This window comes from Planctomycetota bacterium, from assembly GCA_016125255.1.
GTDB lineage: Bacteria > Planctomycetota > Phycisphaerae > Phycisphaerales > Zrk34 > RI-421.
The window spans coordinates 12,632-30,321 of record WGMD01000001.1 but is presented as its reverse complement, the minus strand read 5'-3'; the positions used below and the strand labels follow the sequence as shown (position 1 = coordinate 30,321).

Genomic DNA, 17,690 nt, shown 5'->3' with positions numbered 1-17,690 from the left:
CTGATCCCCGACCCCTCACTCATGTGCCGAGATATCTGATGATCGCATCAAACGCATCCGCCACGCCCTTGTACTTCCGCTGCTCGGGCGTCATCGATCGCAGGGCGGCGGCGAGCCCCACACGCTGGGCGGCCCTGAGCGTGCTGACCTCATGCAGCGACAGACGGATGATGAACAACGCCGCCCGGACGGAGGGGAAGCCCACGATGATCTGCCGTTCGTGTCGCACGAACAGGCGCGGTCGATCGGGGTCGAACACCGCATGACGCGCACGCTGCGGATGCTTGTCGAACTGATCATCGAACTGCACGCCCCATACGTACCGCTCCATCGGCTTCTTCTCGATCATCATGTTCACCACCGACGGCCCCGCCCGGTTGATCGCCGCCATGCCCGGCACCGGCGCGTGAATCTCCGCGAAGCTCCGCCCGATCTTCTCCGCCGGGTTCCATCCGCTCGGCAAACGCACATCGATCATGCCCGCCCATTCGCGCCCGCCTTCCGCGCAGACGATCGCCATGTCCTCCGCGATCCTTCCGCCCAGCGCCTCGAACGCGCCCTCGTGATACGCCCCCGGAAGTGCCCCCGGAAGGTCGAAGCCGTAGGCCTTGTTGACGCGATTGCTGACAAACGCCCACGCCACGCGGCGGACCTCATGCGGGCAATCGTGAAACAAGGTTGTCGCCCCGCTGGCCGACTTGGCCGCCTGATAGCGCGATAGATCGTCGTCGCATACAAAATAAGGCCCGCTGATCGGCCGCACGCCGACCGCGACGTCATACCGCCCTGATTCAAATGGAAATGTGAGAGTCATGCGGCGATTTTAGGAAGTTGTCACCACAGAGACACGAAGATGCGGGGAGGTGAGCCACGAAGGCGCGAAGACGCGAAGGAAGGCGAGGGAAAATTTCAAGCACTTCGTCGCTTTTGTCTTTCTTCGCGCCTTCGCGTCTTCGTGGCCCACCCACGCCGTGTTATCAGCAGGTCGGCCCGTGTTTGCACGGCGAAAAATATCTACACTACATGATCAAGGAGCCAATCATGATGCGGTTTGCAATGATGGTATGTGCGGCGGCGACGCTCGGCGGCTGCGGGCCGATTTCGTTTACGCTCGGGTCCTCGCCGGCGGATCGGAAGATCGAATCGAGCGTCGTGCAGGATGCCGGCGGTTTCGTGAGCGATCGCGTGGCGATCATTGACGTCACGGGGCTCATCACCAATTCTTCGAGCAAGGGCTTTTTGAGCGAGTCGGACAATCCGGTGGGGCTCCTGCACGAGAAACTCGAAGAAGCACGCACGGACAGTCGCGTCAAGGCGATCATCCTCCGGCTCAACACGCCCGGCGGAACGGTGACGGCCTCGGATGCGATGTACCGCGAAGTGAAGCGGTTCAGGGAAATGAGCGGCAAGCCGGTCGTGGCCATGATGATGGACGTCACGGCCAGCGGGGGCTATTACCTGTCGTGCGCGGCGGACGAGATCGTGGCGTACCCGACGACGATCACCGGCAGCATCGGCGTCATCATGCAGACCGTCAGCTTCAAACCCGTCATGGACAAAATCGGCATCAGCGCCGACGCCATCACCAGCGGGCCCAACAAGGCGGCGGGCTCGCCGCTCGAATCGCTCAAGCCCGAGCAGCGCGCGCTCTTTCAGCAAATCGTCGATGACTTTTACGGACGCTTCAAAGGCATCGTGAAGGACAGCCGCCCGAAGATTCCGGCGGATCAGTGGGCGATCGTGACGGACGGACGGGTGTTCACCGGAACCGAAGCGGCGAAACTCGGCCTCGTCGACGACGTCGGCGATCTGTACGACGCGTTCGCCGTCGCCAAGAAGCGCGCCGGTATTGAGCGAGCGAATCTCGTGCTCTATCACCGCGAAGGCGACATGCACGGGTCGGCTTATGCGGAGGCGCCGAACATTCCGACGGGGACAACGCAGATCAACCTCGCGCAGATCAACGTGCAGGCGATGGGCGAGACGAGTTCGGGGGCGTTCTGGTACTTATGGCAGGCGGGCGGTCCGTGAGGACAAGGCGGCGGCCGAGGCGCTGGGGGCGGACGTGTCGATGGGCGAGGGCGTGATGCTGTTGCCCGTCGGCGAGACGGGGGCGGGCGTGATGTGTTCGGGCTCCGCGCCGAACGGATTGAACGCCCGGCCGTCCTTGAGCGTCAGCACGCCCCAGACGACGAAAAGCGTAATGCCCAGGTACAGCATGACGGTCAGCAGCACCGACCGGTGGCCCGACGAGCCGCGCGATTGCGGGCGGTGCGGGACGACCACCGACGCGGCCGGCGTCGCGCCGCGGCGGGGCGGTTCGTACACGAGCAGACTGTTGATCGTGCGATCTTCATCGTCGTCATCGAGCTTCGGTGCGGCGCTCGGCCGGCGGCGCTGGCGCTCCATGTCGGCCATCAACTCGCGCAGCGTGTCCGCCTGACGCTGTTGCTCCTGCTCCAGCGAGCGCAGCAGGCCGAACATGTCGCTGACGACACGCTCGGGATTGGGCACGGTCGACAGACTGGCCATCCGTCCTAGCAATTGTTCGAGCAACGTCTCCACGCGATTCGTATTGAACGCCCCCGGCATCGGCGCGGCGGCGTGCGATTTGGCCTGCACCGCTTCGAGAATCCGCTCGAGCATCGGTGCGTGATCCGGCATCTGCGGCAGCGTCAGCGGTGCGGTTTCACCGGCGACCGGCCGCGTCGCCTTGAGGGCCGTCAGCTCGGCGAGCACGGTGTCGATGCGATGATCGGGCTCGCTCGCCGGTGCGGCCGGCGCCTCGGTCGGCAGCGCTCGCACGGCTGCGAGAATGTCATCGATCCGCGCATCGGGCTCGACGCTCGGCGCGACCGGCGCGGAGGCGGCGGCGAGGGCGCTAAGCTTGTCGATGATCTGATCCAGCCGCGGATCGGGCGCGATGGTCGGCGCTTCGGCGGGCAGGGCGCGCAGGTGTTCGAGCACCTGATCGATCCGCGGGTCGGGTTCGCTCTGCACCGGCTGCGGCGCGGCGGGGGGACGCGTGGCGACTTCCTCGTAAAGCTGCTCGACGAGCGCATGGAGCTTGTCGAGCCGCGGGTCGGGCTCGCCGGGAGCCGGGGCGACGGGGGCGTTGGCGTGCACGGCCGCGAGGATTTCATCGAGCTTGGGCGTCACATCCGGCGCGGCGGGTGCGGGGGCCGGGGCCGAGTCGCGCAGCGTGTCGAGCCGGGCGATGATCTGGGCGAGGGCTTCGTGCGTGGCGGCGTGATCGGTATTGGCGAGGAAGGCCTCGACGAGGCCGGCGAACTGCGCGTCGCGGGCGGATTGCTGCTGACGCTGATCATCGACGGCGACCACGATGGCGTCGAGCTTCTCAGCGAAGTCGGCATCGATCTCGCGGCCGGTCTGCACGGCGTCGATGAGCACATCGAGTTTAGCGCCCGTGTCGCCGGCGTCGTGGGACGCGGGGCGCGGTTCGTAGAGCCGGGCGACGATGGCGTCGAGCTTTTCGGTGATCGTCGGGTCGACGGCAGGCGCGGCAGGGGGCTGCGGGGCGGTCAGGGCGTCGGTGATGGCGTCAAGCCGATCGTGCAGCGCCTTGCTGGAACGGGACTGGAACGTCTCGAACACCGCTTCGAGCTTCGCCGCGATCGCGCCGGTGCGGTCGAGTTCAACGGCGGCCTTGAGGTCGGCGACCTGCTGAGCCAGCGCCTCGGCGGCGGATGTGTCCGGCTCCGCCTTGACCGCTTCAAGAATCGCATCGAGTTTGTCGCTGGAGTCCGCCTTCGGAGCATTCGCCAGCGCGTCAAGTTTGTCATGCAACTCGCCATCGCGCGCGGCGTTGATCGCTTCGAGCATCGTGGCAAGCTGCGGCTTGAGATCGTCTTTCGGCTCCGCCAGGAGCGCATCAAGCTTGTCATGCAACTCGCCATCGCGCATCGCATGAACCGCTTCGAGAATCGCCTCGAGCTTCGGGCCCGGGTCGGCCTTCGGCTCGGCGATCAGCGCATCGATCTTGGCGTGCAGCGACGCATCGCTGTGCTGCGCGACCGACTGCGCCAGCGATTCGAGCAGCGGCCTGAGGTCCTCCTTCGGCGCGGCGGCGAGGGCGTCGAGTTTCGCATGCAGGTCCGCATCACGCATCGCGCGCACGGCTTCGATGACCGCATCGAGCTTCGGCGAAAGCGCCGCGGCGGGATCGACGGGCTTGGGGGCCTTGAGCAGTTCATCAAGCTTGCGGTTCACATCGGCGGCAGTCGGCCACTGGACCGCCTTGAGAATGGCGTCGAGCTTTTCACGCTGCGCATCGGCGGAACTGGTCTGCACCGCTTCGAGAATCGACTGAAGCTTCGGCGCGATGTAGGCGGCATTGTCGACCTGCGTGGTGAGCAGCAGCTTGTCGAGCTTCGTCTCGACCGCGCGCGTCGGCAGCTTGGACAACGCTTCGAGGACCGGCGTCAGATCGACGGCGGCGGGGGCTTGGGGGATATGAATCGCGCGCACCGCCGCCAGAAGCTCATCGAGCCGCGGGTCCGGCTCGGCGGCCGCGCGGGCTTCGATGGCTTGGCGCAGGGCGTCGAGTTTGGGCGTGATCGTGTCGGGCGATTCTTTGGTGACGGCATCGAGAATGTGCTGAACGCGAGGATCGTCGGCGGGCTTCGCGGCGGCGACGGGCGCGGGCAGGGTCTGCGGCAGCTTGTCGATGCGGGCGAGCAGTTCGTCGAGCTTGCCCAGCAGCTGGTCATCCGCCGCGTCGGCGGGGGCCGGCATTGCGGCGCGAAGCTGATCGAGTTTGCGGGAAAGGTCCGCGTCATCGCGCTGGCTGACGAGTTCGATGATGGCGTCGAGCTTGGGCGTCAGGTCGGGGGCGGTTTCGTGATGAACCGCCGGTTCGTCCCGCCGGGTCTGCACGGCCGCGAGCACCTTTTGAAGCAGATCGACGGTGGTGTCATCGTCATGATGATCCGCCGCCAGCGCCATCGGCTCGTTGGCCTGCGCGCGGAGCAGATCGAGAATCTCGGTCAAGAGCTTCTGATTATTTTCCTCGACCGCCATCGCCGACCGGACAGCGGAGGAGCCGGCGCTGGTGTCCCCGGCGGCGTCGGCTTCGACGACGTTGAAGACGACCATGGTGCGCCCGAACTGAATGCGGTCGCCGTCGCTGAGCGGGGCGGGCTCGCCTTTGACCGGTTGCTTGTTGACCCATGTCCCGTTGGACGAGTCCAGATCGGTGACCATCCACAGGCCGTTGTGCTGGGCGATCTCGGCGTGGCTGCTTGAGACGGAGCGATCGTCGAGCGGGATCGATCCGCGATGGCGACCGATCCGGTGCGTGCGCGCATCGTCGAGACGAAACACCCGGCCCTTCTCGGGACCGGACACGATGGTGATGATCAGCACGGGCAGGCCCTCTCGACGCCGACGCACCCCGGAAGCGTTCCATTCCGGATGCGGGACTCTGACCCCAACGGAGTCCCGGCGCGGCCGACATCGCAAAACATTGCGCGGCACTTCCCTTTGCCGCTGGTCATGATGGAACGATTGCCACCAGGCCCGATCCCGCCCGCACGGTCAAAGCGTCCTCAAGCTGCGTGCGCACGGATCGAGAATCCATGTACCTTTGCCAGTATTCATCATACATTCCGATCCCCGAACCGACAAGTGTTTTTGCCAGCGGTTTTTAGATGGGGTGAAGGGGTGATTGGGCGAAGGGGCGATGTGGGAGCGACAAACGCGGAGGCCGTTCATATCACCCCATCACGATATCACCACATCACCACTTGTTTCCGCCACGGTATTGATGCGGCATTTACCCGTCCCCCGGCAGGCGGGGCATTCCTCGGCTTCGCCGGCGACGCGGGAGAGGCAGTGGGCGATGGCGTCAGACATGACCATCGGCAGTTTCTCGTTCAAACCCAATGGGGCGGTGACCATCCAGCGGATGCCCGGATGGCGCTTCGCGGCGGCGGCGGTCAGGTTTGGAATGTCCTGATTCCAGTGCCGGCCCGGCAATAGAAAATACGGGTGACACACCACGACTTTCGCCCCGCGCTCCACGCACCGGTCGAACGCCTGCTCGATGGTCGGCTCGGCGAGCTCCATGTGGGCCGGCTCGATGATGCGGTAGTCGGTCTGCTCGGCGAAGAGCTTGACGACGGACAGGAGCATGTCGTTGGACTCGGGGCGGCGGGAGCCGTGGTCCACGACGATGATGCCGATGTCTTGGTGACGGATGGGTTCGCTCATGTTCAGTCCGGGCAGGGGGGTGCAAAAATCGCGGGCCAGATACCGGATTACCCCGGAATTACCCCATGATAGGGTCGCCGAATCGCATTTGCGAGACGGTCGCGGCAGGTCTACACTTGTGCCTTCCCGCCACTGGATGAAAAAGACATGAATGCTCCCTCCCTGGCGTCGCCTCCTGCCATGACTGATGACCTTTTGAAGCCGTCGGATACGTTTGTTCGCCGCCATCTGGGGCCGCGCGAGCACGAGCTTGCCGAGATGCTCGAGCGCATCGGTTACGCCTCGCTCGACGCGCTGGCGGATGCGGTCGTGCCGGCGGCGATCCGTCTGAAAAAGCCGATGAAGCTGACCGGCCTTGACAAGGTGCGCGGGGAGTTCGAGTTGGTCGCGTCGCTTCGCAAAATGGCGGAGCAGAATCAGGTGATGCGCTCCATGATCGGCATGGGGTACTACGACACGATCGTCCCGCCGGTCATTGGGCGCAACATCCTCGAAAACCCCGGCTGGTACACGCAGTACACGCCCTATCAGGCCGAGATTTCGCAGGGCCGCCTCGAAGCGCTCCTCAACTTTCAGACAATGGTCAGCGATCTGACCGCGCTGCCGCTCGCCGGCGCATCGCTGCTCGACGAGGGCACGGCCGCGGCGGAGGCGATGGCGATGTGTTTCGCCGTCGCGAACCACGACAAGCCGGCGTTCTTCATCGCCGACGATTGTCATCCGCAGACGATCAACGTCGTCCGCACGCGGGCGATTTCGATGGGCATCGAGCTGCGCGTCGGGCCGGTTGGGTCGATCGACCTTTCGTCGCAGGATATCTGCGGCGTCCTCGTGCAGTATCCGAACACGACCGGGCAGATCCATGACTACGCCGATCTGGCGGCGCAGGTGCATGGCGCGGACGCATTGCTCGTCGTGGCGACGGACCTGCTCGCGCTGACGCTGCTCAAAGCCCCGGGCGAATTCGGGGCGGACATCGCCGTCGGTTCGTCGCAGCGCTTCGGCGTGCCGATGGGCTACGGCGGACCGCACGCGGCGTTCCTGTCCACGCATGAAAAATACGCCCGCAAGATGCCTGGCCGACTCGTCGGCGTCTCGCGCGACTCGGCGGGCAATCCGGCGTACCGCCTCTCCATCCAGACCCGCGAGCAGCACATCAAGCGCGACCGCGCGACGAGCAACATCTGCACCGCGCAGGTGCTGCTGGCCATCATGGCGGGCATGTACGCCGTGTACCACGGTCCCGAAGGCCTGACGCGCATCGCCCGGCGCGTGCATGGTTATGCTTCGCTCCTCGCCCGGGGCGTTCAGCGACTGGGTCATGCGCTTTTGACCACGACTTACTTCGACACGCTCGCCGTCGAACCGGCAACGCCCGCCGGTCCGATCGTCGCCGGCGCCCTGAAGCGCGGCCTCAATCTGCGCCGCTTCGCCGACGGTTCCATCGGCATCGCGCTTGATGAAACGACAACCCGCGCGGACATCGCCGATGTCCTCGCGGCATTCAACGAAGGGGTCGTTCCCGAATGGTTCGCCGACGAAGCGGCGAGCGCGGATGATCTGACGGTCGATCAGCGCCTCGTGCGTCGCTCGTCGTTCCTGACGCATCCGGTCTTCAACGCGTATCACGCGGAGCACGAGATGCTCCGCTACATTCGCCGGCTCGAGTCGCGCGATCTGTCGCTGTGCCATTCGATGATCCCGCTCGGGTCGTGCACGATGAAGCTCAATGCGACCAGCGAGATGATTCCCGTCACCTGGCCGCAGTTCGGCAAGCTGCATCCCTTCGCCCCGGCCGATCAGGCCAAGGGGTATGCGAAGCTGTTTGAAGATTTGGAAACGTGGCTGGCGCAAGTGACGGGTTTCGCCGCCGTGTCGCTTCAGCCCAACGCCGGCTCGCAGGGCGAGTACGCGGGTCTGCTCGCCATCCGCGGGTATCACGAAGCCCGCAACGACACGCATCGCACCGTCTGTCTGATTCCCACAAGCGCGCACGGGACCAACCCCGCCTCCGCCGTCATCGCCGGGTTCTCCGTCGTGACCGTCGCCTGCGATGCGAACGGCAACATCGACCTCGACGACCTTGCCGCCAAAGCCACCGAGCACGCTGACAATCTCGCGGCGCTGATGATCACGTACCCTTCGACGCACGGCGTCTTCGAAGCCGGGGTGCGCGATGCGTGCAGGATCGTTCACGAGCGCGGCGGGCTCGTCTACATGGACGGCGCCAACATGAACGCGCAGGTCGGCCTGACCAGCCCCGGCGAAATCGGGGCCGACGTCTGCCATCTCAACCTGCACAAAACCTTCTGCATCCCACACGGCGGCGGCGGTCCGGGCATGGGCCCCATCGCCGTCAACGACAAGCTCAAGGACTTTTTGCCGTCGCATCCGCTCGTCGAGGACGCCGCCGTCGGTCCGGTCAGCGCCGCGCCGTGGGGCTCGGCCAGCATCCTGCCGATCTCGTGGGTTTACATCGCACTGATGGGCGCCGAAGGACTGACGCGCGCGACGCAGGTGGCGATCCTCAACGCCAACTACATCGCCCGCCGCCTCGCCGGTCATTACGATGTCGTCTACACCGGGCAGCACGGCCTCGTCGCGCACGAGTGCATCATGGACTGCCGCGAATTCCTGCACTCCGCCCATGTGAGCGTCGAAGACATCGCCAAGCGGCTCATGGACTACGGGTTCCACGCCCCGACGATGAGCTGGCCCGTCGGCGGCACGCTCATGATCGAGCCCACCGAGTCCGAATCCAAGGCGGAGCTCGACCGCTTCTGCGATGCGATGATCAGCATCCGCGAGGAAATCCGCGCCATCGAGCGCGGCGACATGGACGGCGAAGACAATCCGCTGCACCACGCCCCGCACACCGCAGCCGTGGTCACCGCCGACGAATGGACCCGCAAGTATTCGCGCCAGCAGGCGGCGTATCCCGCGCCGTGGCTCAAGCAGTACAAGTTCTGGCCCAGCGTCGGCCGCATCGACAACCCCTACGGCGACCGCAACCTCATCTGCACCTGCCCGCCGCTCAGCGCGTACGGCAAGTGAAAAAGCATCGTTGGCGAACTATAATCCAGGCATGGTGACAAACAGTAAAATTGAGTCTATTTTAGACCCCAAGTCGCTGGAATTGCCAAATCGTCCTGTAGTCAAGCGAATTCAAGTTCAACAGGATGTTGATTCTCTGGGTGACCGGGCATTTCGCGTTTGGGTCATTCTGGATGATCAGACGAGCGATGATGAGCGTCGTTGGGTGATGTTGGCGCCGATTGAAGAGCGGATCAAGCAAAAACTCTCCGAGACAGGATTTGAGGAATGGCCCTATCTGACATTTCGCACTGAAGCGGAGATGCAGGAGATTAATTCCGGGAGTTGATGCTTGGCATATCACCATGAATTACTGAAACAAGCCAATCATTTGGCGAAGAGGGAACCGCGCAAACCAAAACAAGCAAACCTGCGCCGGGCGATCTCAGATGCATATTACGCATTATTCCATTTCTTGATCGATCAGTCTGCGCGACAGCATATTGGAACGAGTCAACAAAAAGCCGCGCAAAGGCACTTTCTGGCACGCGCATTCAACCATGAAGCGATGGCTCTTGCTTCAAAATCGTTTGCTGGGGGGACTCTCCCAGATATTCATCCGACCATTGTAGTTACGAAAGAACTTCGTGCCGCCGCAGACACTTTTGTGACGTTGCAGGAGGCACGCCATCGTGCGGATTACAATTTGGCGGCTCAGTTTTTACGAACTGATGTGCTTGCGCTGATTGAACGGGTTGAGCAGGTCTTTGCGCAATGGCCAACGATCAAGGAAACACCGGGCGTCGAACTTTATCTCACAGATTTGCTGGTTCGCAAGATGATTGGGAACAGAAAATAGTAATCATGCTCGACGATTTCAAAAATCTTTGTTGGGATTGATGATGTAATTCTCGACGCGGTTGTCGGGGTAGCCGTCGATGTGGCGGGTGAAGGCGACGTGTCCGTCGATGAAGGAGAAGTTGGAGCCGCCCGACGCCGGTCGCGGGCCCCAGGCCGTGGCGGTGAAGTCGGTCCACAGATGCGCCACCGGCAGGTCGAACCAGTCGCGCAGGTTCCATGCCCAGATCGTGTTGTACGTCCACGCCGACCAGTCCTCCGTGTACACCAGCGTCCGCCCGGGGAACTTGAACGAGCTGAGCGTCGGTTCGTCCTTGTTCGTGTTCGTCGCCTTGTCCCATCCGCCGACGGTCAGGTTCATGCGATACGTGCGCACCGTCGCCGAGTCGTTTTTCTGCCAGTAGGCCCGGACGGTCGGGCATGAAAAGAGCTTGGGGTTGTAGGTTTTCGTGCCGGTGTACTGAACGAGCCGGGCGTCCCAGTAGGGCGGACTGGGATAAGGCCCGTTGCCGCTGATCATGATGTACGGGTCCGAGCCGTGCAGCGGGGCGTGATCCTTGTTGTCCTGCGCGTACAGCGCCGTCGCCTGAAGCATCGTGCGCAGGTTCGTCGCACACACGAGGATCTTCGCCTGCTCGCGCGCCGCCGCGAGACTCGGCAGCAGAATCGAAACGAGCAGTCCGATGATCGCCACGACGACGAGCAGTTCGATGAGCGTGAACGCGCCGAGTTCGCGCCGATTCGCCGTACAATGCGCTTCGCGATGTTGCATCATGTGTTTCATTTGCGTCGCCGCATCATCATCATACCCATCATCGCGAGCCCCGCCGGCAGCGCCGCGGGCGTCGGCACCGTGAGGTTGAACGTCGAAAGCACCGCGTTGGAATAGCGCACCTCGTCGATGTTCCCGCCGAAGCTGCGCGTCGGGTTGCTCTCGAACCCGCCCAGATTCAGCGACCCGCCCAGATCGAGCGGCTTGATGTCCGGCTGATTCGTGAGCTGACCCACCATCAAAAGCGGCGCATCCGGATCGCCGAACGCGTTGCGGTAGTACGTGATGATGCTGTCGTTGGCGGCGGCGGTGTTGGCGTCGTACGTCACGACGACGTGATACCACACGTCCGTCTCCCACGTCAGCGCGCTGGACGCCGCCGAGCCATAGAAACTTCCGTCGCTCGCCTTGTTGTAGTCGAGGCGCAGCCGCCCGGCGCTGGCCCCGCTGGACGGGCCCAGCACGGTGAACTGGAAACGCCCGGTCGCGCCGCGGTAGGCCAGAACGCCGTTGTGGTCGCCGGTCGTGACCAGGTCCGGATTGCGGACCCATGCTTCGATCGTGAAGTGCGTCGTGTCGAAAAGCGAAAGCTCCGGCGTGGTGAGCGTGCGCGTCAGTTGATACCCGCCGTTCGTTTTCGGGAACGTCCCCGCCGTGCCCAATCCCGTCGGCCCGCTCACGCCGGCGAACGGCGAGAACGAGGCGTTGGACGTCAGCGTCAGTCCATTTCCCGACGCATCCGCCGTGGTGTTCGTCCCCGTGCCCGAGTCAAGGTGATACAGCACGACCGTGTTCGCGTTCGTCACATACGGATCGACCTGCGCCGCCTGCGCCGCCGCCCCGAACATCATCACGCATCCCATCACGCTCAAAAATTGCTTGCTCACGCTCATCACAGGTCTCCTTTAAGGTCGTGCCCCGAGTGGTTGGGGCGAGGTGGTGTCGAACGCCGGTCCGGTTTTGATCTGAGCGGCGATCTCGCGCTCGCTCAGACAATGATTGATGTAACCCACGCCGCTAAGACTGCCCCCGAAGCTGCGCGTCGGATTGTTCTCGAACCCGCCCACGGTCAGCACGCCCCCCGCCGTCAGCGGGCGAATGTCCGGCTGGCCAAACAGCTCAGCCACGCATTGCGTCGCGCTCGCGCCGTCCAGCGCCGTGCGGAAAATGCGGATGATGCTGTCGCCCGGCGCGGACGTGTTGGCGTCATACGACACGACGACGTGGTACCACACGCCGCGCGTCCACGTCAGCGCGTCCGAACCCGCCGCGGCGTAGAACGCCCCGGTGTCATCGCGGATGTAGTCGAGCCGGATCGCGCCAAGCTTCGCCGCCCCCGCCGGGCCGAGGATCGTGAACTGAAACCGATTGTCATCCTGATTGCGATACGCCATCACGCCGTCGTGATCGCCGCTCGTCAAAAGGTCCGGATCGCGGACCCATGCTTCGATCGAGAACCGCGTCGTCGAAAAATTCGCAAGCTCCTCCGCGCTGACCTTGCGCGTAAGCTGCATCCGCCCGTCCGTCTTGGCGAAGGTCGCGGCGGTCATCCCGCTCATCGGCCCGGCTTCGCCGACGAACGGCGATGCGCCCGCCGTCAGGTCCAGCCCGTTGCCCGAGCGGTCCCGCCCGTCGCCGTCGAGCGCGTACCACGCCGCCACGCGCGGCCCCGTCTCGAACGCGACGCTTTCGATCTCCCCTTCGCCCGCGATCGCATACGCCTCCTGCGCCCCGACAATCATCGAACGCCCCCCGGATGTGAGCTGCACGTGCCCGCGCAGCACGGACAACTCGACCCGTCCGCTCGGCCGAACGCGCATGCCGAACTCCGTGCCCAGGTCGACCACCTTCGCATGCGGCGCCGTGACCGCAAACCCGTGCGCCCGGGCGGGGACCCACGCCGACATTGCCCCCGCCATCAGCGTCATCGCGTTCGATCCCGTCAGCGCCATCTTCGCCGGCCCGACCAGGTCCACGACCGCGCCGCCATTGAGCATCAACTGCATCGACCCGCTGACCAGCTCGATCGGTTCGTCGCCGACGCCCGCCCCCAGCGCGGGACCATCCTCCCGATCGGCCAGCTTCGCGCGATCCATGTCCGTCACGATCGCCCATCGCCTTGCCGCTCGCTCCGCCGGCATCCCGCCGCGCGGTGACCCCATCATCACCACCGCGATCACCGCGCCGAGGAGCACCATCGCCGCCGCCGCCATCGGCCCGAGGCGCCAGCGCCGCGCCGGCGCGTTCCGCGCTTGCGGCGCGATCGTCGCCGCGCGCCCGCCGAATTCGCGCTCGAGCATGGCGTGCAGCGTCATCTGATCCAGATACGCATCGCACGCCGCATCATCAACCGCCAATGTCTCGTCCAGCTCGCGCCACGCCGCCGCATCGATCGGCGACTCCATCGCCGAGGCAAGCATCCGGTCCACCGCCGCCTTGTCGAAGTTGCGTTCGTTCATGACGCCCGCTCCTCCGCCAATCGGCGGCGGATGCATTCGAGCAGCGCCTGCCGGAGCCGGTAAAGCGTCTGCGACACCGAACCGACCGGCCGCGCGATCTCGTCCGCCAATCGCTGCACCGATCCGTCCGGCTCGTAGCGCTTGCGCAATAGATCGCGCTGATCGTCGCTGAGCTTGTCGAGACAGCGCCGCAGGGCATCGCGTCGATCGTTCAGTTGGGCGACCCCCGCGTCGAGCCGGGCCGCGAGCCGTTCGAGCGTCGCTTCGCAGAACACATGACGATCGCGCATCGACGAGCGCCGATGGCCCAGCACCTTGTAATGCGCGATCTGACACGCCCACGCGGTAAAATTCGTCCCCGCCTCAAACTGATCGGCCTTGCGCCAGAGCGTCAGATTCGTCTCCTGAAGCACATCCTCCGCCGCCCCGCGATCGGGCAACAGCGTCAGAATGTAGGCGTAAATCGCCGTTTGGGCGGCGGTTAACTGCGTGACGAATTGCTCAGCATTCTGCGTCATGCGGCGACCGGGCGTCAGCGCGAATTGCGTTGCCTCCACCCTTGTAATCGCCGATGCCGCTGCGATCTCACCGCGAATCGAAAAAAAATTTCACGGCGTGCCCGTGCGGAAGTAGGGCAGGCCCCCGCCCGCGGCGCCGGGGATGAGCGTGTAGACGTAGTCGTCGGGCTCGAACGTGCCGTGACCGTCGATCCAGAGCAGGTCCGCCTTGCCGTCATGTCGCCGGCCGTTCAAGGCGTTCCACCAATACCCCAGCACATACCCGCCGGCCGCGCTTTCGGAGTCGCCGAAGTAGATGAACCGGTCGGGATGCTTCACATCAATGTCGCGCGCATTGGCGTGCGTGTTGTAGAACACATCGCCCGGCCCCCAGTTCCAGACGACCAGTCCCTTGTACGCCCCGCCCGGCCCGTCGGTCGGCATGCACAGATTCTGATTGATGCCGATGCACTTCTGATTGTTGGGGTCGATCCAGTTGGGCACTTCAGGACAGCGGAAAATCTCGCTGGGCCAGGGCAGGTTGTACTTGTCGAGCTTCTTGTAGAACGTGGCGGGGACGAGCCACTGCTTGTTGTCGAAGCTCCACATCGTCGACGCGGTGTAAACCTGCCGCTGTTTGGACAGGCACACGAGCATCTTCGCGCTGGCGCGCGCCTTGGTGAGCGACGGGAGCAGAATCGCGATCAAGAGCGCGATGATGCTCACGACGACAAGCAGTTCGATGAGCGTGAAGCCCCCGCGCGTCCATTTAGCGGCGGGGCTTGCCCCGCGCGGTTGGGTGCGCATCGAGCCGCGCGGGGCAAGCCCCGCCGCTAAATGAACACACGCCGCGCCATGTATTTCATCAATGTTCATTGGCGTCTGCGGATCACGAGCGCCATCAGCGCCAGTCCCCCCGGCAGCGCGGCGGGAGCGGGGATGACCACCAGGTAGTTGTCGATGAGCAGGTCCCCGCCCTGGCTCGGGCCGGTGTTGAACACGAAGCGCGCCAGCGTGATGTTCGATACGTCCGCGCGGAAATCGAGATTCGTATACAGGTTGTCCGCGACGATGCTCGTGCCGTCGTGACGCTGAATCCGCAGGTCCCATGCGTCGACGCCGTTCGTGAGATTGTGAATCCGCATCGTCATGCGGTACCACTGATTCTGCACGGTCGATTCGAGCACGATGCGCTGGGAGGTGGGGGTGGACCCATCGTTGTAGAAAATCTGTCCCTGACCGGCGGCGATGGGATAGGCGAAGCCGAATTGAATGGCGACCGTGTTGGTCGAATCGTAAAGCAGGAACGAGGGGTTTTCCGAGAGCGTGACGCACTTGATGTCGAACTGGATGGAGAAGTCGGCGTTGGTCGGCAGGGCGGTCGTGTTCTCGAGCTTCTGACTGAAGAGCCCGGCGGTGTTGTCCTGATCCTTGAGTTCGACGGACTTGCTGTCGCCGGCTTGCCCGAACGGCGACTGTTGCGCGCCATTGACGAGCACGGTCTGCGTCGCCGTGGTGCTGCTCACCACCCAGTTATGCCCGGTGGGGACCGCGCCGGCGGTCTGTCCTTCGAAATTGTCGGCGACGACGATCGTGTTCGCCTTGAGCGGCCCGGCGGCGGCGAGCACCATCACGAAAATCCATCCGAACCGTTGTTGCCTCTTCATGCGTGTCTCCTTCATTGCTTCCCATCCAGGGAGGCGTTCGCCGCGTCGAGCGGCTGGGTGATGTCCACGTTGTCCAAAAGCAGTCGCCCGCCCCGAGCCGGCGGCATGTTGAATAGCCAGGTGATCCGCTCCAAAGGCGCCGTCGCGCTGATCGTCGTCCGCGTCGTCATCTTCGCGCCCGCATCCATCGCCGGGGCGATCGTGATCGTGCATGTCCGCTGTCCGAGCTGCACGGGGTCGATGACGATGTCCACGTGATGCCACGCGCCCGTCTCGATGAGCCCGATCTTCGCGGACGTGCTGTTGGCCTGACGCAGGGCGGCGTACGGCTGAACCGCATCGGGGTACGCCAGCAGCACGCCCAGCACGACCGGATCGCCGCTCCCGCGCGAGCCCAGCAGCACGGACGGATTCTCCGTGAACGTGCCCGCCACCAGATAGTCGAATCCGATCTTGAGCGGGCGCGACGCATCGATGTCCAGATCATGCTCAAGCCGCGGCGAATACAGATCCTTCGTCCCGTCCATGTCCGAAAGCTCCACGACGTTCGTCCCGCCGCCGCTCTGGCTGCGCGTCGGCTCGACGATGCGGATCGTCTGCTGCTCGGTGAGCTGACGGAAGGTCCAACCGCGCCTGGCAAGCTCCGCCGTATCCGCCACCGTCTCGAAGTCCTCGTGCAGCAGGGCGCGGCGCATCATGACGGCCGCATCGCCGGTCCCCGTCGCGCCGGGCGCTTCGACGTACGCGCCGTCACCGGCCGTGAGAATCCGTGCGGGGCGCCCCGGCAGATCGAGCCGCACCTGACCGACGCGGACCATGACGTCCATCGCGCCGGCGCGTGTGACCGACAGGTCGAACGCCGTGCCGAGGTCGACGACGCTTCCGCCGGCCGTGCGGACGGTGAACCCGTGCGCCTGTTCGGGGACCCAGGCCGCGACCCGGCCCTCATGCACGGACATCTGATTGGCGTCGATGAGATTCAACCGGACCGGCGCGATCAGATCGACGACCGCGCCGCGATCGAGCATGATCTGGGCCGACCCGCTTGTCAGCTCCACTTCGCCCGCCCGCAGCGGCGTCCCGACCGCCGGCGCATCCGCTTCACCGGCCCATGTCGCGCCGCGCAGGTCCGTGATCATCGCGACAGGCGCCGCTTCGCCGTTCGCCCCGGGTTTTAAAGTGTTCTGTGACCACCGCCAAAGCCCCGCCGTCACGCCCAGCAGGATCATCGCCGCCGCCGCCCATGTCGCCACGCCGCCCCATCGCGCCCGGACCGACGGGACGAGCGTCCCCGTCAGCGCCTCGATGGATCCCTTGCGGCTCAGCGCTTCGCGCATCGCCCGGCGCTCCAGGCAGAACCCGACGAAGCGCCGCTGCGCCGCCGCGTCGCCGCGCAGGGTCGACTGAAGCCGCGACCATTCCCCGGCGGAGCAAAGCCCGTCCAGGTAGCGCAGCGTCAGACTTTCCAGCGCATCATTCATGTTTCATCTGCTGGCGAATGCACTGACCGAGCCCTCGATGAATCCGCGTCAGCGCGACGTACACCGCGTTGACCTGCCGGCCGACCGCCGCCGCCAGCGCCTGCCCGCTGATGCCCTGCGCATACCGGAGATTCACGAGCTTGCGGGCATAGGGGCTGAGCTTGGCGAGGCAGTGTTTGAGCGCGGCGGTGACCGCATCGGCGTGCGCGCTTTCGTGCTCGTCCCAGAGGCCGTCCATCTCATCGAGCAGCGCCCCGTCAAAGAGCATCGGCTGGGCGAAGCGCTGACGCATGGCATGCGAAGCGCGGAAGCGGGCCGTCTTGCGAAGCCAGCGCATCAGGTGGACCTCGTTCTCGATCTCCTCGCGCTTGGCGACCGCCAGGGCGCAGACATCCTGAAAGACGTCCTCAGCCATGTGATCGTCGCGCACGATCGAATCGATGTACGCCAGCAGCGACACGCGCTCGCGCACGAGCGCTCGGACAACGATGTCTTGCTCAATGGTCATGTCGTCTCTTGCACTGCGCCTTGGGGTCCGGGGGTTATCTTCACGCAAAACGGGGCGTTCTGTACATGGGGAGGAAAAAAACGTGGGATCGGGGGTCGGGGAAGGGGGTTCGGGGTGAGGGGAAAGCGGGTATGGGCGGGGCGGGATTTTGTCGGTTTTCGCATAGTGGTTGCGCGAATGGCGC

14 protein-coding genes are annotated in these 17,690 nt (G+C 64.7%); 4 read left to right on the top strand and 10 right to left on the bottom strand.

What is annotated here, in order from left to right; translation table 11 throughout:
- Positions 1-19 precede the first annotated feature (19 nt).
- On the bottom strand, positions 20-814 hold the full coding sequence (locus GC162_00125) for a DUF3445 domain-containing protein (protein ID MBI1367035.1): 795 nt from the start codon (positions 812-814) through the stop codon (positions 20-22).
- A 209-nt stretch (positions 815-1,023) separates the two neighbouring features.
- On the opposite strand from GC162_00125, the gene sppA reads away from it, so the two are divergent.
- Positions 1,024-2,031, top strand: a complete 1,008-nt coding sequence (gene sppA / locus GC162_00120; protein ID MBI1367034.1) for a signal peptide peptidase SppA — start codon at positions 1,024-1,026, stop codon at positions 2,029-2,031.
- Here sppA and GC162_00115 read toward each other — a convergent pair.
- Together GC162_00115 and GC162_00110 are read right to left on the bottom strand one after the other, a co-directional pair.
- Positions 2,008-5,496: an FHA domain-containing protein gene (locus tag GC162_00115; GenBank protein MBI1367033.1), complete on the bottom strand. Its 3,489-nt coding sequence runs from the start codon at positions 5,494-5,496 to the stop codon at positions 2,008-2,010. The two genes, sppA and GC162_00115, sit on opposite strands and share 24 nt — an antisense overlap.
- Positions 5,497-5,742: 246 nt before the next feature.
- Positions 5,743-6,459 carry a hypothetical protein gene (locus GC162_00110; protein ID MBI1367032.1) on the bottom strand — a complete coding sequence of 239 codons (717 nt, stop codon included), beginning with the start codon at positions 6,457-6,459 and terminating at the stop codon, positions 5,743-5,745.
- On the opposite strand from GC162_00110, the gene gcvP reads away from it, so the two are divergent.
- Genes gcvP through GC162_00095 form a run of 3 tightly spaced genes read left to right on the top strand, consistent with a single transcriptional unit; the run spans position 6,412 to position 10,123 of the window.
- Positions 6,412-9,285 (top strand): aminomethyl-transferring glycine dehydrogenase, encoded by a 2,874-nt coding sequence (gcvP, locus tag GC162_00105; GenBank protein ID MBI1367031.1) that lies wholly within the window; start codon positions 6,412-6,414, stop codon positions 9,283-9,285. The two genes, GC162_00110 and gcvP, sit on opposite strands and share 48 nt — an antisense overlap.
- 31 nt (positions 9,286-9,316) lie before the next feature.
- Positions 9,317-9,613, top strand: coding sequence for a hypothetical protein (locus tag GC162_00100; GenBank protein ID MBI1367030.1), 297 nt, complete (start codon positions 9,317-9,319; stop codon positions 9,611-9,613).
- 3 nt (positions 9,614-9,616) lie between these two features.
- Entirely contained in the window at positions 9,617-10,123 is a 507-nt protein-coding gene (locus tag GC162_00095) for a hypothetical protein (GenBank protein MBI1367029.1), read from the top strand.
- A gap of 18 nt (positions 10,124-10,141) precedes the next feature.
- Here the strand turns inward: GC162_00095 and GC162_00090 are convergent, their stop codons facing one another.
- The 7 genes from GC162_00090 to GC162_00060 form a co-directional block, all read right to left on the bottom strand.
- Positions 10,142-10,906, bottom strand: a complete 765-nt coding sequence (locus GC162_00090) for a prepilin-type N-terminal cleavage/methylation domain-containing protein (GenBank protein ID MBI1367028.1) — start codon at positions 10,904-10,906, stop codon at positions 10,142-10,144.
- On the bottom strand, positions 10,903-11,787 hold the full coding sequence (locus GC162_00085) for a hypothetical protein (GenBank protein ID MBI1367027.1): 885 nt from the start codon (positions 11,785-11,787) through the stop codon (positions 10,903-10,905). Before GC162_00085 ends, GC162_00090 begins: the two co-directional genes overlap by 4 nt.
- A gap of 12 nt (positions 11,788-11,799) precedes the next feature.
- Positions 11,800-13,389 (bottom strand): hypothetical protein, encoded by a 1,590-nt coding sequence (locus GC162_00080; GenBank protein MBI1367026.1) that lies wholly within the window; start codon positions 13,387-13,389, stop codon positions 11,800-11,802.
- The gene (locus tag GC162_00075) at positions 13,350-13,871 is read right to left on the bottom strand and encodes a sigma-70 family RNA polymerase sigma factor (protein MBI1367025.1); all 522 of its coding nucleotides are present in this window, start codon (positions 13,869-13,871) and stop codon (positions 13,350-13,352) included. The genes GC162_00080 and GC162_00075 overlap by 40 nt, the downstream gene beginning before the upstream one ends.
- 90 nt (positions 13,872-13,961) lie before the next feature.
- Positions 13,962-14,960 carry a prepilin-type N-terminal cleavage/methylation domain-containing protein gene (locus GC162_00070; GenBank protein MBI1367024.1) on the bottom strand — a complete coding sequence of 333 codons (999 nt, stop codon included), beginning with the start codon at positions 14,958-14,960 and terminating at the stop codon, positions 13,962-13,964.
- Positions 14,961-15,528: 568 nt separating this feature from the next.
- Positions 15,529-16,998 carry a hypothetical protein gene (locus GC162_00065; protein ID MBI1367023.1) on the bottom strand — a complete coding sequence of 490 codons (1,470 nt, stop codon included), beginning with the start codon at positions 16,996-16,998 and terminating at the stop codon, positions 15,529-15,531.
- Positions 16,991-17,506, bottom strand: coding sequence for a sigma-70 family RNA polymerase sigma factor (locus GC162_00060; protein MBI1367022.1), 516 nt, complete (start codon positions 17,504-17,506; stop codon positions 16,991-16,993). The genes GC162_00065 and GC162_00060 overlap by 8 nt, the downstream gene beginning before the upstream one ends.
- Positions 17,507-17,690 lie beyond the last annotated feature (184 nt).